The organism is Brevundimonas sp. (genome assembly GCF_035561115.1).
Taxonomy (GTDB): Bacteria; Pseudomonadota; Alphaproteobacteria; order Caulobacterales; family Caulobacteraceae; genus Brevundimonas.
The window spans coordinates 1-19,671 of sequence record NZ_DATMYH010000081.1; the positions used below are offsets into that span (position 1 = coordinate 1).

The 19,671-nt window shown below is 66.7% G+C and carries 16 protein-coding genes; 6 read left to right on the forward strand and 10 right to left on the reverse strand.

The annotated features are described in order from the left end of the window. Positions 1–198: 198 nt before the first annotated feature. The 5 genes from VN378_RS10390 to pgi all read right to left on the reverse strand — a co-directional run bounded on the left by VN378_RS10390 (position 199) and on the right by pgi (position 8,877). Positions 199–2,778 (reverse strand): DEAD/DEAH box helicase, encoded by a 2,580-nt coding sequence (locus tag VN378_RS10390; RefSeq protein WP_325743504.1) that lies wholly within the window; start codon positions 2,776–2,778, stop codon positions 199–201. Then, complete coding sequence (locus VN378_RS10395; protein ID WP_325743505.1) at positions 2,775–4,934, reverse strand: site-specific DNA-methyltransferase; 2,160 nt, start codon at positions 4,932–4,934, stop codon at positions 2,775–2,777. The genes VN378_RS10390 and VN378_RS10395 overlap by 4 nt, the downstream gene beginning before the upstream one ends. Positions 4,935–5,065: 131 nt before the next feature. Continuing rightward, positions 5,066–6,718 carry a chaperonin GroEL gene (gene groL / locus VN378_RS10400; RefSeq protein WP_325743506.1) on the reverse strand — a complete coding sequence of 551 codons (1,653 nt, stop codon included), beginning with the start codon at positions 6,716–6,718 and terminating at the stop codon, positions 5,066–5,068. Between the two features lie 51 nt (positions 6,719–6,769). After that, a complete protein-coding gene (groES, locus tag VN378_RS10405; protein ID WP_300470070.1) occupies positions 6,770–7,057 on the reverse strand; it encodes a co-chaperone GroES in 288 nt (95 codons plus the stop codon). 194 nt (positions 7,058–7,251) lie between these two features. Beyond that, complete coding sequence (gene pgi, locus VN378_RS10410; protein WP_325743507.1) at positions 7,252–8,877, reverse strand: glucose-6-phosphate isomerase; 1,626 nt, start codon at positions 8,875–8,877, stop codon at positions 7,252–7,254. A 104-nt stretch (positions 8,878–8,981) separates the two neighbouring features. On the opposite strand from pgi, the gene VN378_RS10415 reads away from it, so the two are divergent. Next, complete coding sequence (locus tag VN378_RS10415) at positions 8,982–9,458, forward strand: hypothetical protein (protein ID WP_325743508.1); 477 nt, start codon at positions 8,982–8,984, stop codon at positions 9,456–9,458. Positions 9,459–9,489: 31 nt separating this feature from the next. Here VN378_RS10415 and typA read toward each other — a convergent pair whose 3' ends face one another. From typA to VN378_RS10435, 4 genes are all read right to left on the reverse strand, one after another. Beyond that, on the reverse strand, positions 9,490–11,319 hold the full coding sequence (gene typA / locus VN378_RS10420) for a translational GTPase TypA (protein WP_325743509.1): 1,830 nt from the start codon (positions 11,317–11,319) through the stop codon (positions 9,490–9,492). Between the two features lie 184 nt (positions 11,320–11,503). Then, positions 11,504–13,567: an OPT family oligopeptide transporter gene (locus VN378_RS10425; RefSeq protein ID WP_325743510.1), complete on the reverse strand. Its 2,064-nt coding sequence runs from the start codon at positions 13,565–13,567 to the stop codon at positions 11,504–11,506. Between the two features lie 130 nt (positions 13,568–13,697). Beyond that, entirely contained in the window at positions 13,698–14,480 is a 783-nt protein-coding gene (locus VN378_RS10430) for an SDR family oxidoreductase (protein ID WP_325743511.1), read from the reverse strand. Next, positions 14,480–14,779, reverse strand: a complete 300-nt coding sequence (locus VN378_RS10435; protein ID WP_325743512.1) for a 4a-hydroxytetrahydrobiopterin dehydratase — start codon at positions 14,777–14,779, stop codon at positions 14,480–14,482. The genes VN378_RS10430 and VN378_RS10435 overlap by 1 nt, the downstream gene beginning before the upstream one ends. Before the next feature lie 116 nt (positions 14,780–14,895). On the opposite strand from VN378_RS10435, the gene VN378_RS10440 reads away from it, so the two are divergent. The 5 genes from VN378_RS10440 to VN378_RS10460 all read left to right on the forward strand — a co-directional run bounded on the left by VN378_RS10440 (position 14,896) and on the right by VN378_RS10460 (position 19,338). Then, positions 14,896–15,606: a Crp/Fnr family transcriptional regulator gene (locus tag VN378_RS10440; RefSeq protein WP_325743513.1), complete on the forward strand. Its 711-nt coding sequence runs from the start codon at positions 14,896–14,898 to the stop codon at positions 15,604–15,606. Positions 15,607–15,673: 67 nt separating this feature from the next. Next, positions 15,674–16,456 carry a class I SAM-dependent methyltransferase gene (locus tag VN378_RS10445; protein WP_325743514.1) on the forward strand — a complete coding sequence of 261 codons (783 nt, stop codon included), beginning with the start codon at positions 15,674–15,676 and terminating at the stop codon, positions 16,454–16,456. Beyond that, positions 16,444–18,042, forward strand: coding sequence for a 2-polyprenylphenol 6-hydroxylase (ubiB, locus tag VN378_RS10450; protein ID WP_325743515.1), 1,599 nt, complete (start codon positions 16,444–16,446; stop codon positions 18,040–18,042). The genes VN378_RS10445 and ubiB overlap by 13 nt, the downstream gene beginning before the upstream one ends. Positions 18,043–18,064: 22 nt before the next feature. Continuing rightward, positions 18,065–18,544, forward strand: coding sequence for a hypothetical protein (locus VN378_RS10455; protein WP_325743516.1), 480 nt, complete (start codon positions 18,065–18,067; stop codon positions 18,542–18,544). A 29-nt stretch (positions 18,545–18,573) separates the two neighbouring features. Continuing rightward, entirely contained in the window at positions 18,574–19,338 is a 765-nt protein-coding gene (locus VN378_RS10460; RefSeq protein WP_325743517.1) for a hypothetical protein, read from the forward strand. Here the strand turns inward: VN378_RS10460 and arfB are convergent. Further along, on the reverse strand, positions 19,335–19,671 hold a 337-nt coding region (arfB, locus tag VN378_RS10465), incomplete at its 5' end, for an alternative ribosome rescue aminoacyl-tRNA hydrolase ArfB (RefSeq protein ID WP_325743518.1). The genes VN378_RS10460 and arfB overlap by 4 nt on opposite strands.

Here is a 19,671-nt window from a genome sequence, read left to right on the forward strand (position 1 = left end):
CCCCCGCACCCCTCTCTTCCATCAAGGTCGGCGCGCCCCGCGCGCCCGACACGCCCAGCCCCGGTCGCCCGACCCGGCGCGGGTCAAGGACAGGCCGTCCCGGCCTGCCGCGCGAGCGGCGCGCAGCGTCCTTGAGGCGCGCCGGGGCGTGGCGACAGAACGTTGTCGGCGGACGCCCCGCTCAGTCCCGCTACAGAACTAAATGGCGTACGCCTTTGCAGCCGGTCCCTTATAGGCAGCCGCGGCGCTTACCGCAGTCCTCACTGCCGCCCGCACATCCGGATCGGTCAGATCAAGAACCTTCAACACGCCATCGATCTCATCGACCGCCTCGATTCGCCGGAACTCGGCACTATGGCTCTCGGCGTAGTCTGCGAGACCCTTCAGCTTCGGCAGTGCATCGGCCAGATAGCTCCCGTGAGGATCGATGATATCGACCGCCAGCGATCCATCCGCTTCCTGCGCGAAAAACAGGAAGTCAGGCCGCACCACTCGCCACGCCCCATCTAACTCATAGGCAATGCCCAGCGAGTCCTGGCTGGCCCGGGGCGGATTCCGATACCAGCCAATGAAACTTTCCCGCTTGGCCTCAGCGGCGAGAACTCGCTTCTCAGGCCAGTTCAGGTCCGCCGGATACAGTCCCTCAGCATCGCACATCAGATGATGCTCGAACATCGGCACGGTCCGCTCTGTCCCATTTTCCTCGCGCACCACCGTGGCTTCAAGACGCGAGATCGGCCGGGCCATGTCGACGTCCTGCGGTGCGTCGCTCATGCCCCTGATCACACGGTAGTCTTCCCGCCTTTCGTCCGGCAGGCTGCGGATCGTCTCGCGATACTGCTCGAACCAGTCATTCGTGAGTGCTGTGGCGGCCTTTTCCAGATCCAGCTTCACCTCCGGCAACAGTCCTAGGGCGGCCACATCGGTGTGGGCGTCGATGAGCGCTTCCTCGTCATCGTCGATCCCCCGCTCAACCATAAGTCGGGCGGCGATCAGGTCGGCATAGGTCTTCGCCACGTCCGGACTGAACTGGCGCGCCGCCCGGCGATAGGCGTCCTCGATGACCGCGAAATCAGCCCGCTCGACGAAGGCGTCGAAGCTCGTGCCTCCACCTTGCAGATTGGCGATCAACACAGCCCCTTCGACTTCCAGCACGTCTTGCCGTTTCAGTGCGATAGCTTCTGCGAGCCGTACCGTCTCGGCATCAAGCACCGCGTGCATGGCCGCGTGCGCCGCCTTGCCAGCGCCCGGCAGCAGCTTATCGCGCGACAGCTCGTGCGCCAGCGCCGTCAGTCGCGCCACCGGCTTGCTGGTCCGCTGAGGCAGGCCTTGGGATGGCAGAGCCTCGAACCGTTGCCAGACGCTTTCGGGCACCGCCGGGTTAGGTTTCATCTCTTGGGCGTTGATCACCACGCTGCGCAACGGCATGTCGCCGTCCCAACCGCCGCCTTGCATCAGGGCGTTAGCGACGGCCACGACCGCTTCGCGATTGAACTTGGGCAGCAGGCAATCAACGGAATTCAGCTTCTCGTTTCCCGGTATCCTACGCGCCAGAGGCGAACGGACCATGCGGCCCAAAAGTTGGGTGATGTGCGTCCTGTCGGTTGCGGCGCGGAAGGACACCATCACCTCGGCTCGTGGGCAATCCCACCCTGTACTGATGGCGCTCTTTGCGATCAGCACCCGGATGTGCTTGCGCTCCTGTACATCCTGCGGCTCCACATAAGGGACGCTGTACGGACCAAATGCCTCAGTCCGGTGCTCACCGAACACGTTGGCGAACGCCTCTGCCGTCAGGTCGGGCCAAGTCTCCCGGATCGTTTTGATCCATTCGGCAACTGTGGCTGGGTCCGGTTTATCGGGGGCCTGCAACACCATCAACGGGGTGACGGCTTGGCCCCCCTCGGCCTTCGTATAAGCATCCCACGCGGCGCTGATTTCCTTCAGCTTGGTGGTCGCCCGTTTCAGCAACACGGTGTCGAACGCCCCGACTTCGTCGGGCGTATCCAGTACGATCACATCTTTCAGAAGGCCGGAGTCCTGAACCAGCGCGGCATTGACCGTGACGTTCGGCAGGGTGGTTCGTCCCTCCGCCCCCTCCATCGCCTTGTTGAACCTGTCGACGGTGGCGGAGATCCCCCAAACCACTGGAATGGCCGGCACCGATCCGTGCCCGTTAATCAAACGCTTGACGATCGTCGACCGTTCGTTCTGCGCCGCCGCACCCACGCCCATGCCTCGATGCGCCTCGTCCAGGATGAGATAGAGGGTCAGATCAGGGTCTTCGATGGTATTCTTGATCGTGTCCCAGATCGTATAACTTCGAAGGTCCGGCCGCATCTCCGGGAACGTCCCATCCGCGTCGTGACCGCGCGTCAACAAGCTGTTTTTTCCGAGCTTCTGCGTGTTCAGGAAATAGATTTTCCCGGCCTGCAGTTTCTCTCGCTGGAAGGTCGCCTCAACCACCACCATGTCCGACATATGGATTCGGTCAGCCGCTTGGGTCAGCCGGTACCGGGTCTGTTCGTTCAGCGACGGGTCGTCGCTGAACCAGATGACTACAGCGCCCGGATCCCGAGTAAAATCGAACTTGTCGTCGCCATGGAAAAGCGCCTCAAGGGCCGCCGCCGCCATCACCGTCTTGCCCGCCCCGGTCGCGGCGGTCAGGGAGAAGGCCGACTGATAACGGTCTTCCCGCCAATCCTTCCGCGCCTTGTGCAGGCGCTTGAGAACGTCGCGGACGGCCTCCTCCTGGTAGTTGATCAGGGTGAACTTCATTCTTCGCCTCCACCGCTCTCGAAGGCGAAATTCGTCAGGTAGCTTTCGTATAGCCGCACCGGCTCCACCCCTTCAGGGATCAACCGGCACACTGCCTCGAACCGTCGGTCGTCGTTTGTGACGATAAAAGCAATCTTCAGCCCGTCTACCTTGCCGGCGGCCTCCGCGAAAACATCGGTTTGGTCCAGATCGGTCAAAACGCCATAGGTGTCTCCGATCTCCCAGCCGCTCTCAGGCAAGGCATTAATCCGCCGTCCTCGACTGCCTGCCCGCATCCACAACAGCGGTGCGATCCGCGTGAAGGCCTTGTTATGATCCACCGCGCGGGGCGTCTCATAGGTCAGCGTGAAAAACTCGGCATTCGCATCAAACCCGTTGGCCATAGGAAATTCGTCGGTGAACTTGTAGTCGCCTTTAATCGGCCGTCCGTCCGGCGTTTCGCCCGTGATAACGGCTCGAATTCGTGGCTTGGTGATGTAGTCGCATATGCCCCATTGCTCCCAATCGGGATCGCCAGGACGTAGGCCGTTTTGGCGGCGCTCGACCTGATCAACGGCTCTCACCTCATTGTTGGTGATACAGATGCTCTGACGACGGCCGCCGTCCTGTCTGTTGAGTCGCATCACGGCATGAGCGGTAGTGCCCGATCCGCTGAAAAAGTCCAGAATGACTGCTTCTTTGTTTCCCTTGACCGCAATACGGAGAGCATCTTCGACAGCGTAAAGACTTTTTGGGAACGGAAACGCTCGACCACTTCCAAGCAAAACTCCCAATAAATCTGTTCCGTATGCGCCAGCGTCGTGCCGAGTCCGGTGCCACACAGTTTTAGGTTTTCGAGTTGCTTCGCCTGTATATGCGACGTCAGCAACACCTGTCTCTGCGCTTCGCCCTAAAATCGTCAAAACGCCTTCGTCGATCTCTGATCGAAGTTGTTGTGACAAGTACGTAAGGCCCCAAGTTTTCCGCTTCTTGTCATACCTGCCGAGTGAAACGTAGCCGCGACCAACGAGCTCGTTGAATGTATCTACGCCAACGCCCCAGCGCCCGAGAGAACCGTCCTTGCGGACCGGCCAAGCGACAACAAGTCCATTCTCGTCCGAAAGTTCAAAATCAGGCGACTGGTCCAGAGGCAGAAACGGTCCTGCTTTGATCACTTTGCCAATATGCGGATCTATCCACACAGGATAGAACATCTGCTCTCGATCTTTTCTTTCTGCTTCGTCGCCCGACCTCAACAACCCTTTCCATCTTGGACGAATATGGCCATCGCCTGACTCCGACACATCCCAAGCCGTCAGTAGATCGTCATTTGACGTATACACTTTCGACTTCGGAGCAAAGCAGAAGAAGGCATACTCTTCTACTCTAGAAAGATATCCTTGGGTAACGCCCTTTGGATTTATTACAATAGAAACTTGCTGTATATGGAACCCCTCCAGTGTTTGCTCAAGAAGAAGCCCAGCTCGCCGCACTTCGTGCTCATCGATCGTGAATATCAAAACGCCGGAATCACTTAGAAGTTCTCTGGCGATCCGGAGCCTGCGCTCTATAAAAGCCAGCCATTTAGAGTGGCGGTAAATGTCATCGTCACCGACGTATTTGTTGTTATACTTCCAGTCGGACGCACCTGAATTGTAGGGCGGGTCGATATAGATCGCATCAATCTTACTGCGGTGGGTGTAAGTCAGCGCCTTCAGCGCATGGTAGTTTTCGGCGTTGATGACCGTGTGGAATGGGCTTTCGCCGCCACGCTCAACCTTTCCTGTTGAGATCAAGCCTGGATAGATGGTGTCGCCGAATGCGGCGACGACCACCAAGTCGGCAACCGGCGCATCCACCGTCTCCGAAGGGCCGCTGTCTTCCGCGTCAAGAAGCTCCAGCTGCGCCACCGCTGCGCCGTCGTTCCGGGTGAGGCGCATGATCCGCCAAATTCTCTGGTCACCTCGCGTCGTCTCACCACGTGGCGGCAGGATGCGGACCTTGTCGCCCTTGCGGACGGGGCGGCCCGGCAATTCCACTGCCTCCGGCCGATGCCGCTCAAAGTTCAGCCCGAATGCCCGCCGCGTCGACAACGCGCGAAACTCCTTCTCGAGGTCCGCCCCCAGCTGTGCGTCCTTCGCCCTCGCCCGCGCGATCAGGTCGGTCAGCCGCGACATGTCTCCTCCCTCAACTCGGGCTCCATTCACGCCATCGCGCCTGATTTGCCAACCCCAACGCACCTTTCAAACGAAAGCCCCCGGCCGTTTCCGGCCGGGGGCTCCGATAATCAGACTTTGAGCGCCGTGAACTAGAAGTCCATATCCCCCATGCCGCCCATGCCGCCGCCCATGCCGCCGCCGGCGCCGCCGGCGCTCGCCTTCTTCGGCGCATCGGCCACGGCCGCTTCCGTCGTGATCAGGATCCCCGCCACCGAGGCGGCGTCCTGCAGGGCGGTGCGCACGACCTTGGCGGGGTCGATGACGCCGGCCTGGATCATGTCGACATATTCCTCCGTCTGGGCGTTGAAGCCGTAGGTGGGGGACTTGTTCTCCAGCACCTTGCCGACGACGATCGAGCCTTCGACGCCCGCGTTCTCGACGATCTGACGGATCGGGGCCTGGATGGCGCGGCGGATGATGGCGATGCCGGCCGTCTGGTCGGCGTTGTCGCCCTTCAGGCCTTCCAGCGCCTTGGTCGCCTTCAGCAGGGCGATGCCGCCGCCGGGGACAATGCCTTCCTCGACCGCCGCACGCGTGGCGTTGAGGGCGTCGTCGACGCGGTCCTTCTTCTCCTTGACCTCGACCTCGGTCGAGCCGCCGACGCGGATGACCGCGACGCCGCCGGCCAGCTTGGCCAGACGTTCCTGCAGCTTCTCCTTGTCGTAGTCCGAGGTGGTGTCCTCGATCTGCTTCTTGATCTGGCCGATGCGGGCCTCGATCGCGTCCTTCTCACCCACGCCGTCGACGATGGTGGTGTCGTCCTTGGTGATGGTGACCTTCTTGGCCTTGCCCAGCATGTCGAGGGTGACGTTCTCCAGCTTGATGCCGAGGTCTTCCGAGATGACCTGGCCGCCGGTCAGGACGGCGATGTCCTCCAGCATGGCCTTGCGGCGGTCGCCGAAGCCCGGGGCCTTGACGGCGGCGACGCGCAGGCCGCCGCGCAGCTTGTTGACCACCAGGGTGGCCAGGGCCTCGCCCTCGATGTCCTCGGCGATGATCAGCAGGGGGCGGCCCGACTGGACCACGGCTTCCAGGATCGGCAGCATCGACTGCAGCGACGAGAGTTTCTTCTCGTGCAGCATGATCAGAGGCTCCTCGAGCTGGACCTCCATCTTGTCGGCGTTGGTGATGAAGTAGGGCGACAGGTAGCCGCGGTCGAACTGCATGCCCTCGACGACGTCGAGCTCGGTCTCGGCGGTCTTGGCTTCCTCGACGGTGATGACGCCTTCGTTGCCGACCTTTTCCATGGCCTTGGCGATCATGTCGCCGACTTCCTGGTCGCCGTTGGCCGAGATGGTGCCGACCTGGGCGATCTCGGAGTTGGCGCTGACCTTGCGGCTGGTGGACTTGATCTCGGCCAGGACGGCGGTCACGGCCTTGTCGATGCCGCGCTTCAGATCCATCGGGTTCATGCCGGCGGCCACGGCCTTGAGGCCTTCCTGGACGATCGACTGGGCCAGGACGGTGGCGGTGGTGGTGCCGTCGCCGGCCTTGTCATTGGTCTTGGAGGCGACCTCGCGGATCATCTGGGCGCCCATGTTCTCGAAGGCGTCTTCCAGCTCGATTTCCTTGGCCACCGAGACGCCGTCCTTGGTCGAGCGCGGGGCGCCGAACGACTTCTGGATCACGACGTTGCGGCCCTTGGGACCGAGGGTGACCTTGACCGCATTGGCCAGGACGTTGACGCCGCGCAGCATCTTTTCGCGCGCGTCGGTGGAGAACATGACTTGTTTGGCGGCCATCGGGCAGCTCCTAACTAGGTTGTTTCAGAAACGGAATTCAGACGCGGGTGCTTACGACAGCACGCCCAGGACGTCGGATTCCTTCATGATGATCAGGTCTTCGCCTTCCAGCTTGACCTCGGTGCCCGACCATTTGCCGAACAGGATGCGGTCGCCGGCCTTCAGGTCCATGGGGACATGCTTGCCGTCTTCATCGCGGGCGCCGGGGCCGACGGAGACGACTTCGCCTTCCTGGGGCTTTTCCTTGGCCGAGTCGGGGATGATGATCCCACCCTTGGTCTTCGATTCTTCTTCCACGCGCTTGACCAGCACGCGGTCGCCGAGGGGACGAAACGCCATCTGTGTATTCTCCGATAGGACTTCTGGAAATCTTCGCCAACGACTCCGGATCGGCGCTTTTGGCAGCCGACGCCCGAGAGTGCTAACGCGACAGGCAAGTAGGAGGGCGACAGCCCGGCGTCAAGCGCCACGGGGGATTCAGCCCCACGCCTTCGGGACGGCCGTGAGCGGCAGGGTCCGAAAGCAGACCTGTCCTAGACCATCAACCGTTTCATCAGCTCGGCGGTCGAGGGATCCAGTCCGGGCGACGGCTCCCCGTCGGCGACATCCTTCAGAATGGCCTTCGCCAGCACCTTGCCCAGTTCCACGCCCCACTGGTCGAAGCTGTTGATGTCCCAGATCACGCCCTCGACGAAGGTCTTGTGCTCATAGAGGGCCAGCAGGGCGCCGACCGCCTCGGGTGTCAGGGCGTCCATCAATATGGTCGTTGAAGGACGATCGCCGGGGAAGGTCTTGTGCGGCGCCAGACGGTCGGCCTCTTCGGCGCTCATCCCCGAGGCGATCAATTCCTCGCGGGCCTGGGCTTCCGTCTTGCCCACCATCAGGGCCTGTGCCTGGGCCAGGGCGTTGGACCACAGCGGCGCGTCGCCCTCCCGCGCGTCCACCGCACCTTCGGAGGTGTGGCCGACGACGATGAATTCCGCCGGCACCACCTGGGGCCCCTGATGAATCTGCTGGAAGAAGGCGTGCTGGCCGTTGGTGCCCGGCTCGCCGAACACCACGGGCCCGGTCGCGGTATCAACAGGCGAGCCATCGCGCTTCACCCGCTTGCCGTTCGACTCCATCTCCAGCTGTTGCAGGAAGGCCGGCAGCCGGCGCAGGCCGTGGGCGTAGGGCGCGACTGTCCGCGCCGGCCGCGCCAGGCCCTCGACATTGAACACCTGCGCCATGGCCAGCAGGATCGGCGCATTGGCCTCCAGCGCCGCCTCGGTGAAATGGGCGTCCATGGCCCGGGCGCCGTCCAGCACCCGCTCGAACACATCCCAGCCCAGCGCCACGGCCACCGACAGGCTGACCGCCGACCACAGCGAATAGCGGCCGCCGACCCAGTCGCGGAAGCCGAAGGTGCGGCCGCAGCCCCAGGCCTCCGCCCTGTCCGGCGCGGCCGTGACCCCGATCAGGTGTTTCACCATCCGCCGCGGCGACAGGCTCTCGGCCAGCCAGGCCTTGGCCAGGTCGGCGTTGGCCAGCGTCTCCTGGGTCGTGAAGGTCTTGGACACGACCACCACCAGCGTGGTCTCCGGATCCAGCCCGGACAGGGCCTCGCCCAGGTCGCGCGGGTCGATATTGGCGACGAAGCGCAGATCGATGGTCGGCTCCAGCGGCCGCAGGGCATCCCACAGCAGGCGCGGCCCCAGGTCCGAGCCACCGATGCCGATATGGACGATGGCGGTGAACGGCTGTTTGGTCCCGCCGGTCTCGGCGCCCGAATGGATGTCGATGGCGAACTCGGCAATCGCCGCGCGCACCGCGTCGACCTCGGCTGACACGGGTTCGCCGAGGGCGTGGAAATCGGCCCCTTCCGCCGCGCGCAGGGCGGGGTGCAACACCGCCCGGCCCTCGGTGTTGTTGACCGGCTCGCCGGCGAACAGGGCGTCGCGGCGGCCCTCGACGTCGCAGGTTCGCGCCAGATCCAGCGCGGCCTCGAACCCCTCCGCGCTCCAGGACTGTTTCGACAGGTCCAGATACAGGCCCGCCGCCTCGACCCCCATCCGTTCCATGCGGCCGGGATCCGTCGCGAACTGATGCGCGATGCGTCCGCCTGCATCCTTGCGCGCCACGGCGCGGAGCATGTTGAGGGCCTGGGAGCGGGCGGTCATCGGCGGGACTCGCGGAGCAGCGGGGGTAAACCCTCGTTTACGGGTGTGGCGTAAGCCGGTTCAACGCTGAATCCATGATTCGGCCCATTTATAAGAGGTTCGCCATGTCCTGCGGCGTCGCCCTGGCGGTTTCCCTGCTTCTCTCCGATCCCAATGTGGCCATGGCCGCGGCCCAGCCGCCGGCGGCGGCCGCCGCCCCCGTCTCGGTCGCGGGCGAGCCCCTGTTCGCCGACATCGTGGCCCGTTCGGGCGCGCTGAAGGGCGTGGTCCAGGGCTGGATCGACGCCGGCGTCATGGATCAGGCCGGTTTCGCCGCCGGCCCGGCCTTCGCCGGCTTCAAGGCCGAGGCCGAGGCGCTGGCGGCCAGCGACATGCAGGGTCACCTGATCCTCAAGGAACGCGGCACGGACGGCGATCTGAAATGCATCCTGCGCGGCATATCGGAAGACATGCCGAAGAAGGTCGCTGCGGTCGAAACCGCCGTCACACCCGCCGAGCTCCGGATGGCGCTGGACGAGCTGGCCTATCTGCTGAACGACAATGTCGAGGTCATCACGGCGCCGCCGCAGCCCGAGGTCTGACGGCGGCGGGTGGGGCGAAAGCCCGCCCGCCCTATTCCTCGCGGACGCGCTTCTTGCGGAACGAGGGATTCAGCACGGCCTTGCGCAGGCGGATCGACTTGGGCGTCACCTCGACCAGTTCGTCTTCCTCGATATAGGCGATGGCCTGTTCCAGCGACGGACGGCGCGGCGGCGTCAGGCGCACGGCCTCGTCCTTGCCGGCGGCGCGGATGTTGTTCAGCTGCTTGGCCTTCATCGGATTGACGTCGAGGTCGTCCCAACGGGCGTTCTCGCCGATGATCATGCCCTGGTAGGTCTTCTCGCCGCCGCCGACGAACATGACGCCGCGGTCCTCGAGGTTCCACAGGGCGAAGGCGGCGGTCTCGCCGTCGCCGTTCGAGACCAGCACGCCCTTCAGACGGCCCTCGATGGCGCCCTTGTGCGGCTCATAGTGGCTGAACACGCGGTTCAGCACGCCCGAACCGCGCGTGTCGGTCAGGAATTCGCCCTGGTAGCCGATCAGCGAGCGCGACGGCGACTTCAGCGTCAGGCGCGTCTTGCCGGCGCCCGAGGGGCCCATGTCCTTCAGCTCGGCCTTGCGGGCCGACAGTTTCTCGATGACCACGCCGGTGTATTCGTCGTCGACGTCGATGACCACGTCCTCGATCGGCTCCAGCCGCTCGCCGTTCTCGCCGGTCTGATAGACCACGCGCGGACGGCTGATCGACAGTTCGAAGCCTTCGCGGCGCATGTTCTCGATCAGCACGCCCAGCTGCAGTTCGCCGCGGCCGGCGACCTCGAAGGCGTCCTTGCCGCCGGTCTCGGTGACGCGGATGGCGACGTTGGCTTCGGCTTCCTTCAGCAGGCGGTCGCGGATCACGCGCGACTGGACCTTGTCGCCCTCGCGGCCGGCCAGCGGGCTGTCATTGACCGAGACGGTCATCGAGATGGTCGGGGGATCGATCGGCTGGGCCGGCAGGGCCTCGGTGACTTCGAGCGCGCACAGGGTGTCGGCCACGGTGGCCTTGGACATGCCGGCGATGGCGACGATGTCGCCCGCCTCGGCCTCGTCCACCGGCTGGCGCTTCAGGCCGCGGAAGGCCAGAACCTTGGTGATCCGGCCCTGTTCGATGGTCTTGCCGTCGCGCGACAGGGCCTTGATCGACATGCCGGGGACGGCCTTGCCGCTCTCGATCCGGCCGGTCAGCAGGCGGCCGAGGAACGGGTCGCTCTCGATCAGCACGTTCAGGATCTGGAACGGCTTGTCCTTGTTCTCGACCACCTTGGGGGGCGGCACATGGTCGACGATCATGTCGAACAGCGGGGCCAGGTTGTCGGACGGGACGTTCATGTCCAGCGTCGCCCATCCGGCGCGGCCCGAGGCGTAGATGTGCGGGAAGTCCAGCTGCTCGTCGGTCGCGCCGATGGCGGCGAACAGGTCGAAGGCGGCGTTGTGGACCTTGTCCGGATCGGCGTGGGCGCGGTCGACCTTGTTGATGCACAGGATCGGACGCAGGCCCATCTTCAGCGCCTTGGTCAGCACGAATTTGGTCTGGGGCATGACGCCCTCTTCCGCGTCCACCAGCAGGACGCAGCCGTCCACCATGCCGAGGATGCGCTCGACCTCGCCGCCGAAGTCGGCGTGGCCCGGGGTGTCGATGATGTTGATGCGGGTCTCGCCCGCCTTGCCGTGCCAGAGCACGCTGGTGCATTTGGCCAGGATGGTGATGCCGCGCTCGCGCTCCTGATCGTTGGAGTCCATGGCGCGTTCGGTCGTCGCCTCATTGGCTCGGAACACGCCCGACTGGGCCAGAAGCTGGTCCACCAGGGTGGTCTTGCCGTGGTCGACGTGGGCGATGATGGCGACGTTGCGCAGATTCATTTGACTATCAGACGTGCAAGGCGGCCGGCCCGGTCGAAACGTTGGGGCGGCCGCTGGGTTCAGGCGACGGTGCGGGGAGCGCGCGCCTCTTACAGGGGCGCACGCGGAAACGCCAGTGCGTGACGGACACGCACCGGCGTAACGGTCGCTTTCATGCCCCAGGAAAAGGGCGGCGCGAAGGCGATCAGACCCGGGCGGAGCGACTCCGGACCCAGCCGTACAGGGCGACCGTCAGGACGGCGAAGGCGACGACGCCCGCCACCATGGCCGGCCAGGCGTCTCCCAGCGGGAAGCGCGCCGCCCATTCCGGATTGCGGGAGGCCACGATGATGCCCGCGTTCAGAACGCCGAACAGGCTCTCGCCCACGATCAGGCCCGACGCCAGCAGGACGCCCATGCGACGCCCGACGTCGGCGAACCGGGTCTTCTTGATCCCCTTGTCGTAGATCCAGCCGCACACTGCGCCGATGACCAGCATCGTGGTCACGGCGGCCGGCAGATAGAAGCCGATGCCGACCGCCAGCGGAGGCAGTTTCACCTTCCCTTTGGTGGCCGTGTTGAGCGCCGCGTCCAGGACGATGATCACCACCCCGATGGCTGCGCCCAGACCGATCAGGTCCCAGCGCAGATCGCCGCCGATAACCCCGCGGGCCAGCGCCGAGATGAGCGTCGCCTGCGGCGCGGCCAGGGTGTTGGACCCCTCCACGATCGCCGGCGGGCCGCCCTCGAAGCCGAACGCCTGGTTCAGCAGGTTCAGAATCAGCGGAATGACCAGGGCGCCGGCGCCGACGCCGACGATCAGCGCGGTCTGCTGGCGCCACGGCGTGGCCTCGACCAACTGGCCGGTCTTGAGGTCCTGCAGGTTGTCGTTGGCGATCACCGCGACCGCGAAGACGACCGCCGTCACGATCAGCGCAAAGGCGATGATCGACGGATCGGCCGGCACGCCGGCGATGGCCATGACGCCCAGCATCAGCAGCGAGGCTATGACGATGGCCAGAATGCCGACGCCGGAAACGGGGCTGTTCGACGAGCCGATCAGGCCGGCCATGTATCCGCAGATGGCGGCCACCGCGAAACCGATGACGACCACATAGATCAGTCCTCCCGCGACCAGCAGGACGCTGGATCCGGCCAGCGCGGGCGAACTCTGCGCGAACCAGGCCAGCAGCGCGGCGATGCCGACCAGACAGGCGACCGAGATGCCGCCGACCAGGGTGATCGGAATGTCCTGCTCGGTGCGCTCCAGCACCTCGCCGCTCCTGCGCCGGGACTGGGCCGCCAGCGCCGAGGTCAGGCCGCCGACCAGGGGGCCGGCCAGTTTGATCAGCGTCCAGATCGCGGCCACGCCGATGACCCCGGCGCCCATGAAGCGGACCTCGCGGCTCCACACCGTTCCGGCCAGTTCCTCGGCGCCGACGCCGGGAGGCAGGGTGGTCGCGATCGACGGAATGCCGTGCGCCGTCAACCAGGCGATGGTGTCAGGGCTGGTCAGGACCGGCACCGCGATCCCCCACGCCAGCAGAAGGCCGAACAGCTGGGCCAGACCGACGGTCAGGCCGATCAGATGGCCGGCGCCCAGCAGGGCGAACTGCATGCCGAAGCCCAGTCCGGTCGCGCCGCCCCCGAGGGCTGCGGGCAGTTTGAGGAACCGCGCGGCCTCGCCCGCGAAGACGCGGGCCGCCACCAGCAGGGCGAAGCCTGCGGAAACGACCGAGCCCAGGACGACGATCCACAGGCCCGACTTGTTCTCGCGGACGGCGCTTTCGGTCTGTTCGGCGCCGCGCGATCCCACCTTCAGAACCTCGGCCGCGGCCACGCCTTCGGGGTAGGGAAGGTCGCTGCCTGTCACCAGCGCCCGCCGCAACGGGATCGAGAAGGTCACCCCCAGCACACCGCCCAGAACGCAGATCGCCACCGACTCCCAGAACGGAAATTCCATCCACCAGCCGATCATGACCAGGCCCGGCAGCACGAAGATGATCGAGCTCATCGCGCCGCCGACCGAGGCCACGGTCTGGACCGTCATATTCTCCCAGATGGTCGAGGTTCTGAACGCCCGCAGGATGGCCATGGAGATGACCGCCGCGGGGATGGCTGACGCGAACGTCAGCCCGACCAGCAGTCCCAGGTAGGTGTTCGCGGCGGTGAAGATCACCGCCAGGATGCAGCCCAGCACCAGGGCGCGCAGCGTCAGTTCGATACGCCTGGCGCCCGCTGCGGGCGCACTCGCGGATGTGTCGGTCATGAAGGCCCTCTTCCGTGTTGGGCGGACCTAAGCCGGAAATACGCCGGTCGTCGAGAGGCGCGCGTCAGAACCGCGGCGCGTCAGAGCTGCGAGGCCCGCCAGCGCGCGTGCAAGGGCCGCCGGACCGGCCTCACTGGGCCAGCATGCCGCCGTCGATCTTGAACTCGGCCCCGGTCACGAATTTACTCTCGTCGGAGGCGAGGTAGAGGACGCAATAGGCCACGTCGTCCGGCTCGCCGATCCGTTTCAGCGGAATGCCGCGGCTCAGCCGTTCGTGCGCCTTGGCCTCGTCACCGCCAGCCATGGCGATGAAGGGGTCCAGGATCGGCGTCTTGATGAACACCGGATGCACCGAGTTGCAGCGCACGTTCCAGTCGCCCTTGGCGGCCTCCAGCGCGATGGTCTTGGTGTACATCCAGACCGCCGCCTTGGTGGCGTTGTAGGCGCCCATGCCCGGCGCGGCGGCCAGACCGGCCACTGACGAGATGTTGACGATCGACGAAGGCGCCGAGGCCCGCAGACGCGGCATGGCGTGCTTGCAGCCCAGCATGACGGACTCGATGTTGACCGCCTGGACCCGCCGCCAGTTCTCCAGCGTGTCGGTCTCGACGAATTGCAGCTCGCCGCCGATGCCGGCGTTGTTGACCAGGATCGACAGCCCGCCCATGGCCGCGACCGCCTGATCGATGACCGAGACCCAGTCGGCTTCGTCGGTCACGTCGTGCCGGAAGGCGAAGGCCGAACCCGGAACCTCGGCGTTGATCGCATCGGCCAGCGCCCGGACGCCGTTCAGATTGACGTCCGTGAGCGCGACCCGGGCGCCCTCGCGCGCCAGCATCCATGCCATGGCTTCGCCGAGACCGCCGGCCGCGCCGGTGATCAGGGCCTGTTTGCCCGCGACCCGTCCCGCCATCACTTCGCTCCCATCCCGGCTGCGACCTCGTCGATGAAGCGGGCCAGGTCGACATCCCTGGCCGTCACCCCGCCCGCGTCATGGGTCGTCAGCAGGATTTCGACGCGGTTGTAGACGTTCGACCATTCCGGATGGTGGTCCACCTTGTCGGCCTTGAGCGCGACGCGGGTCATGAAGCCAAAGGCGGCGTTGAAGTCGGCGAACACGAGAGATCGCGCGACCGCCGGCCGGTCGCCGGCGTGTTCCCGCCACAGCGCCAGGCCGCCCAGGGCTTCGGCCACGTCCATTCGATCCGTCATCTGATCCTCCGCGTCCCTCCGCCCTATCCCGCCGCAAGGCCTGTCACAAGCGCCCGGGAACGCCTGCGAAGCTTTGGCGTTACCGACCGTCGCTATTCAGGGAACGGGAGCCTGCTATGGACAACATGTGGATCGCCGCGCTCGAGCCCGCGGATCGCAAACGGATTGAGCCATTCCTGAGCGAACGCCCCTTCGCCCAGGGCCAGATGCTGTACGACGCCGGCGAGGCGGTCGAGGAGGTCTGGTTCCCGATGAGCGGCGTGGTCTCGCTGATGACCATCCTGGACGGCGACCGGATGATCGAAACCGCCGCCATCGGCCGCGAGGGCCTGGTCGGCGTGACTTGCGGCCCCATGAACGCCCGGGCCGCCAGCCGCGCCATCGCCCAGGTCGACGGCGTTTCCGCCTGCTGCCCGTCCGGCGTCTTCGCCGACGCTCTCGGCAAGAGTGAGCCGATGCGCACGGCGCTCGCGAAATTCACCGAAAGTCTGTTCGCCCAGGTGCAGCAGGCCGCCGCCTGCAACGCCCGGCACCGGCTGGACGAGCGGCTGGCCCGCTGGCTGCTGACCATTCACGACCGCGCCGACGGCGACCGCTTCAGCCTGACCCAGGCCGACATCGCCGGCATGCTCGGCGTACGCCGCGCCACCGTGTCGGAGGTGGGGGCGGAGCTTGAGGACAAGGGTTTGATCCGTCGGGGCCGGGGATGGATCGAGATCACCGACCGTCCCGCCCTGGAAAGCGCGGCCTGCGGTTGCTACGCCGCCATGCGGGGGTTGATGAAAGATCTGGGCGTGCCCCGTCCCGACGCCGGGAGCGAGACCTGACGCCTGCGCCGCCGCCGCGACCACGCGGCCCGGTGACGGCGGGCCGGCGACGCGCTAGACCGCGGTCATGAGCGATACAGCCGCCACCGGGCCTTCGGGCAAGACCTCCTCATTCGGCTTTCGCGACGTCGACGCGAAGGAGAAGGTGCAACTGGTGCGCGGCGTGTTCGACAGCGTGGCGTCGAACTACGACCTGATGAACGACCTGATGAGCGCGGGCGTGCACCGGCTCTGGAAGGATGCGGCGGCGGCGAAGCTGAACCCGCGCCCGGGCGAAACCATTCTCGACGTCGCGGGCGGCACCGGCGACATGGCCCGGCGCTATGCGAAGATGGCGCGCGCGGCCCAGACGCGGCGCGGCGGCGGCGACGCCTCGGTCATCGTGCTGGACTACAACGCCGAAATGATCATGGCGGGCGTGCACAAGGGCGGCGAGCCCGAGATGCAATGGTCCGTCGGCGACGCCATGGCCCTGCCGCTGCCGGACGCTTCGATCGACGCCTATTCGATCAGCTTTGGCATCCGCAATGTCGCCGACGTCCCGCAGGCGCTACGCGAGGCGCGGCGGGTTCTCAAGCCCGGCGGCCGCTTCCTGTGCCTCGAGTTCTCGCGTCCCACCGCCTCGGCGATCCGCAAGGCCTATGACGCCTGGTCCTTCCACGCCATTCCGCGCATCGGCGGCTGGGTGGCGGGCGACCGCGACAGCTATCAGTATCTGGTCGAAAGCATCCGTCGCTTCCCGGATCAGGCGACCTTCAAATCCATGATCGAGGCGGCCGGCTTCAGCCGCGTCACGGTGACCAACCTGTCAGGCGGCGTGGCCGCCATCCATCACGGGTGGGCGATCTGACCAGCCGGATCGATCCCGCGACCCCGCCGCCGCCGCCGGCGACCGTCCCGGTGCGCCATCCGGTCGAGGCATGGCTGCGCCTGATGGGCTGGGGCTGGGTGCTCATCCGCCACGACGCCCTGGCGCCGCGCGAGATCACGCCGCTTCTGCCGGTCTGGGTGCGCTGGCTGGCCCATCTGCTCCACGCCTTCGCCGGCAAGGAAGGCCGCGAAGGCCGCCCGGGCCAGCGGCTGGGCAAGGCGTTCGAGCATCTGGGACCCGTGGCCATCAAGCTGGGTCAGGTCCTGGCCACCCGCGCCGACATCTTCGGCGTCGAATTCGCCCGCGATCTGGGCCGGCTCAAGGACGCGCTGGAACCCTTCCCGGTCGACCGGGCGCGGCGCGAGATCGAGCGCTCGCTGGGCCGACCGGTCGAGAGCCTGTTCACCGATTTCGGTCCGCCGGTCGCCGCCGCCTCCCTCGCGCAGGCGCATCCGGCCTGGCTGGCCGACGGCCGCAAGGTGGCGGTCAAGGTGCTGCGCCCCGGCGTCGAGCGCCGCGTGGCCCAGGGACTGGATTCCATGCGGCTGGCCGCCCGACTGGCCGTCCGCTTCGTGGCCCCGGCCCGCCGGCTCGAGCCCTCGGCCTTCGTCGAGACCATCGCCCGCGCCCTTCAGCTGGAACTGGATATGCGGCTGGAGGCCGCCGCCGCCTCCGAGCTGAAAGACATCATGGACAAGGTCCGCGAGTCCGGCGGCGGACACATGTCCGCGCCCGCCGTGGTCTGGGACGGGGTCGGCAAGCGGGTGCTGACGCTGGAGTGGGCCACGGGCGTGGCCATGACCGATCCGGCGGCGGCGGAACAGCCGGGGCTGGACCGCAACGGCCTGGCCGACAATCTGGTGCGCGCCTTCCTGACCCAGGCGCTGGACTACGGGACGTTCCACGCCGACCTGCACGAGGGCAATCTGTTCTGCCACGCCCCGGCCGAGCTGACCGCCATCGACTTCGGCATCGTCGGCCGGCTGGGCCATGGCGAGCGCCGCTATCTTGCGGAAATCCTCTGGGGCTTCCTCAGCCGCGACTACGACCGCATCAGCCGGGTGCATTTCGAGGCCGGTTACGTGCCGCCCGAACATTCGGTCGAGGCCTTCGCCCAGGCCCTGCGCGCGGTCGGCGAGCCGGTGATCGGCAAACAGGCGTCGCAGGTCTCCATGGGCCGGCTGCTGGGCCAGCTGTTCGAGATCACCGCCCTGTTCGACATGCATCTGCGGCCCGAGCTGATCCTGCTGCAGAAGACCATGGTCTCGGTCGAGGGCGTGGCCCGGCGGCTGAATCCGGACCACGACCTGTGGGAGGCGGCGCGGCCGGTGGTCGAGCGCTGGATCCGCCGCGAGCTGGGGCCGCAGGCCCAGGTGCGTGATGCGCTGGAAGAACTTCGGGACACGCTGAAGGCCCTCGCCAGACTGGCGCAGAACCCCCCGCAGCCCCAGACCCTGGTTGTCCACGAAGCCCGGACGCCGGCGTGGATGATCGTCTGTGTCACGTTTGCAATAAGCGCCTCTGTGGCCGCCCTTGTTCTGTCGCTTTGGCCCGCCATCGTCTGAAGTGAGTTCTGGAGACGACCCCATGAAGCCGCTTCTGATCGCCGCCGCCCTTCTGCTCGTTCCCGCCGTGGCCCAGGCCCAGGTCGCCGCCGCCACCGTGCCCAACAGTTTCGACCGGCCCGCCGCGCGGACGCAGCAGCCCGTCCCGGCCCCCTCTGCGGCGGCGCCCGGCCCCGCGGCCGCCCCCGCGCCCGCCATGTCCACGACGCCCGCCAACGCCCGCTCGGAGGAAGTCCTGCGCGAAATCATCGCCGGAGGTCAGGCCGGGGCTCTTCCCTACGCCACGATGACCGACGACCTGGCCGCCAAGGTGCGCGAGCAGGAGGCGGCCGTACTGCCCATCCTGCAGGGCTTTGGCGCGATCCAGGCCCTCGACTTCGTCGGCAGCCAGGAGGGCGCCGACCTGTTCGCCGTCACCTTCGCCACCGCCGCGACCCAGTGGATCATCGGCTTCGACGACGCCGGCAAGGTCGACGCCCTGCTGTTCCGCCCCGCCGAATAGACAAACCCCGCCCTTCATCGGAGCCCGCCATGCGTGACCCCCACGCGGGATCGAACCCCCGCGCGCCGACGCCCGCCCGCCGCCTCATGGTGACGGCTGTCGCGGCCCTCGCCCTGTCTGCGTGCGCCGGCGGCCCCCCCGGGGGTCCCGGCGGCCGTCAGGGACCCGGTGGACCCGCCGTCCCGACCCTGTTCATCAGTCCCTTCGGCCAGCCTTTCGTCGCCGGTCCGGATGATCCCTGGCCGGTGGCGGACTGGTTCCTGGGCGCCGACGCCGACCTGGACGGCGGGGTGACCTTTGACGAGTTCGCTGCGGACGGCGTCCGTTGGTTCGGGCGATTGGACAGCGATCGCGACGGGCGGCTGAACCAGACTGAACTGGCCGCCTATGAGGCCAGCCTGCACGGCTTCGGCCCCGGAGCCGGCGGCCCTGCGGCGTCGAGCCGGGCCGGCGGCGAAGACAGGCGAGGCGGTGGACGACGCGGACCCGGCGGCGAGGCCCTTGCGGTCGGCGAGGCCCCGCAAAGCGGCGGCGGCGCGCGCGGCGGTCGGCGGAGTGGCGGCGCGCGCGGACCGCGAGGCTACGGGATCGTCGCCGAGGCCGGCTTCTTCAACCTGCCCCAGCCGGTGAAGGCGGCGGACGTCAATGTCGACCAGCGGGTCACGACCCAGGAATGGGCGACGGCGACGCAGCGCTGGTTCCTCGCCCTCGACACCGACCATGACGGCCGGTTGACGCTGGCGACCCTGCCGAAGACGCCGCTTCAGCAACGGGTCGAGGCGCGGAAGCGCTAGTCGTCCGCGCCGGGCCGGCCGCGCCCGCTCTTGATCGTCGACCGCTTGGCCTTGCCCTCCAGCCGCCGCTCCTTCGAAGCGCGGGTCGGTTTCGTCGGCACGCGATAGACCGGCGCGACCGAGGCCTTGTCGACCAGCCCCTGAAGCCGCTCGATGGCGTCGGCCCGGTTGCGCTCCTGGGTGCGATAACGGACGGCGGTGATCAGGATCACCCCGTCCAGCGTCAGCCGGCTGCCCGCCAGCTTCATCAGCCGCGCCCGCACCGGCTCGGTCAAAGACGGCGAATTGCGGGCGTCGAACCGCATCTGCACGGCCGTCGAGACCTTGTTGACG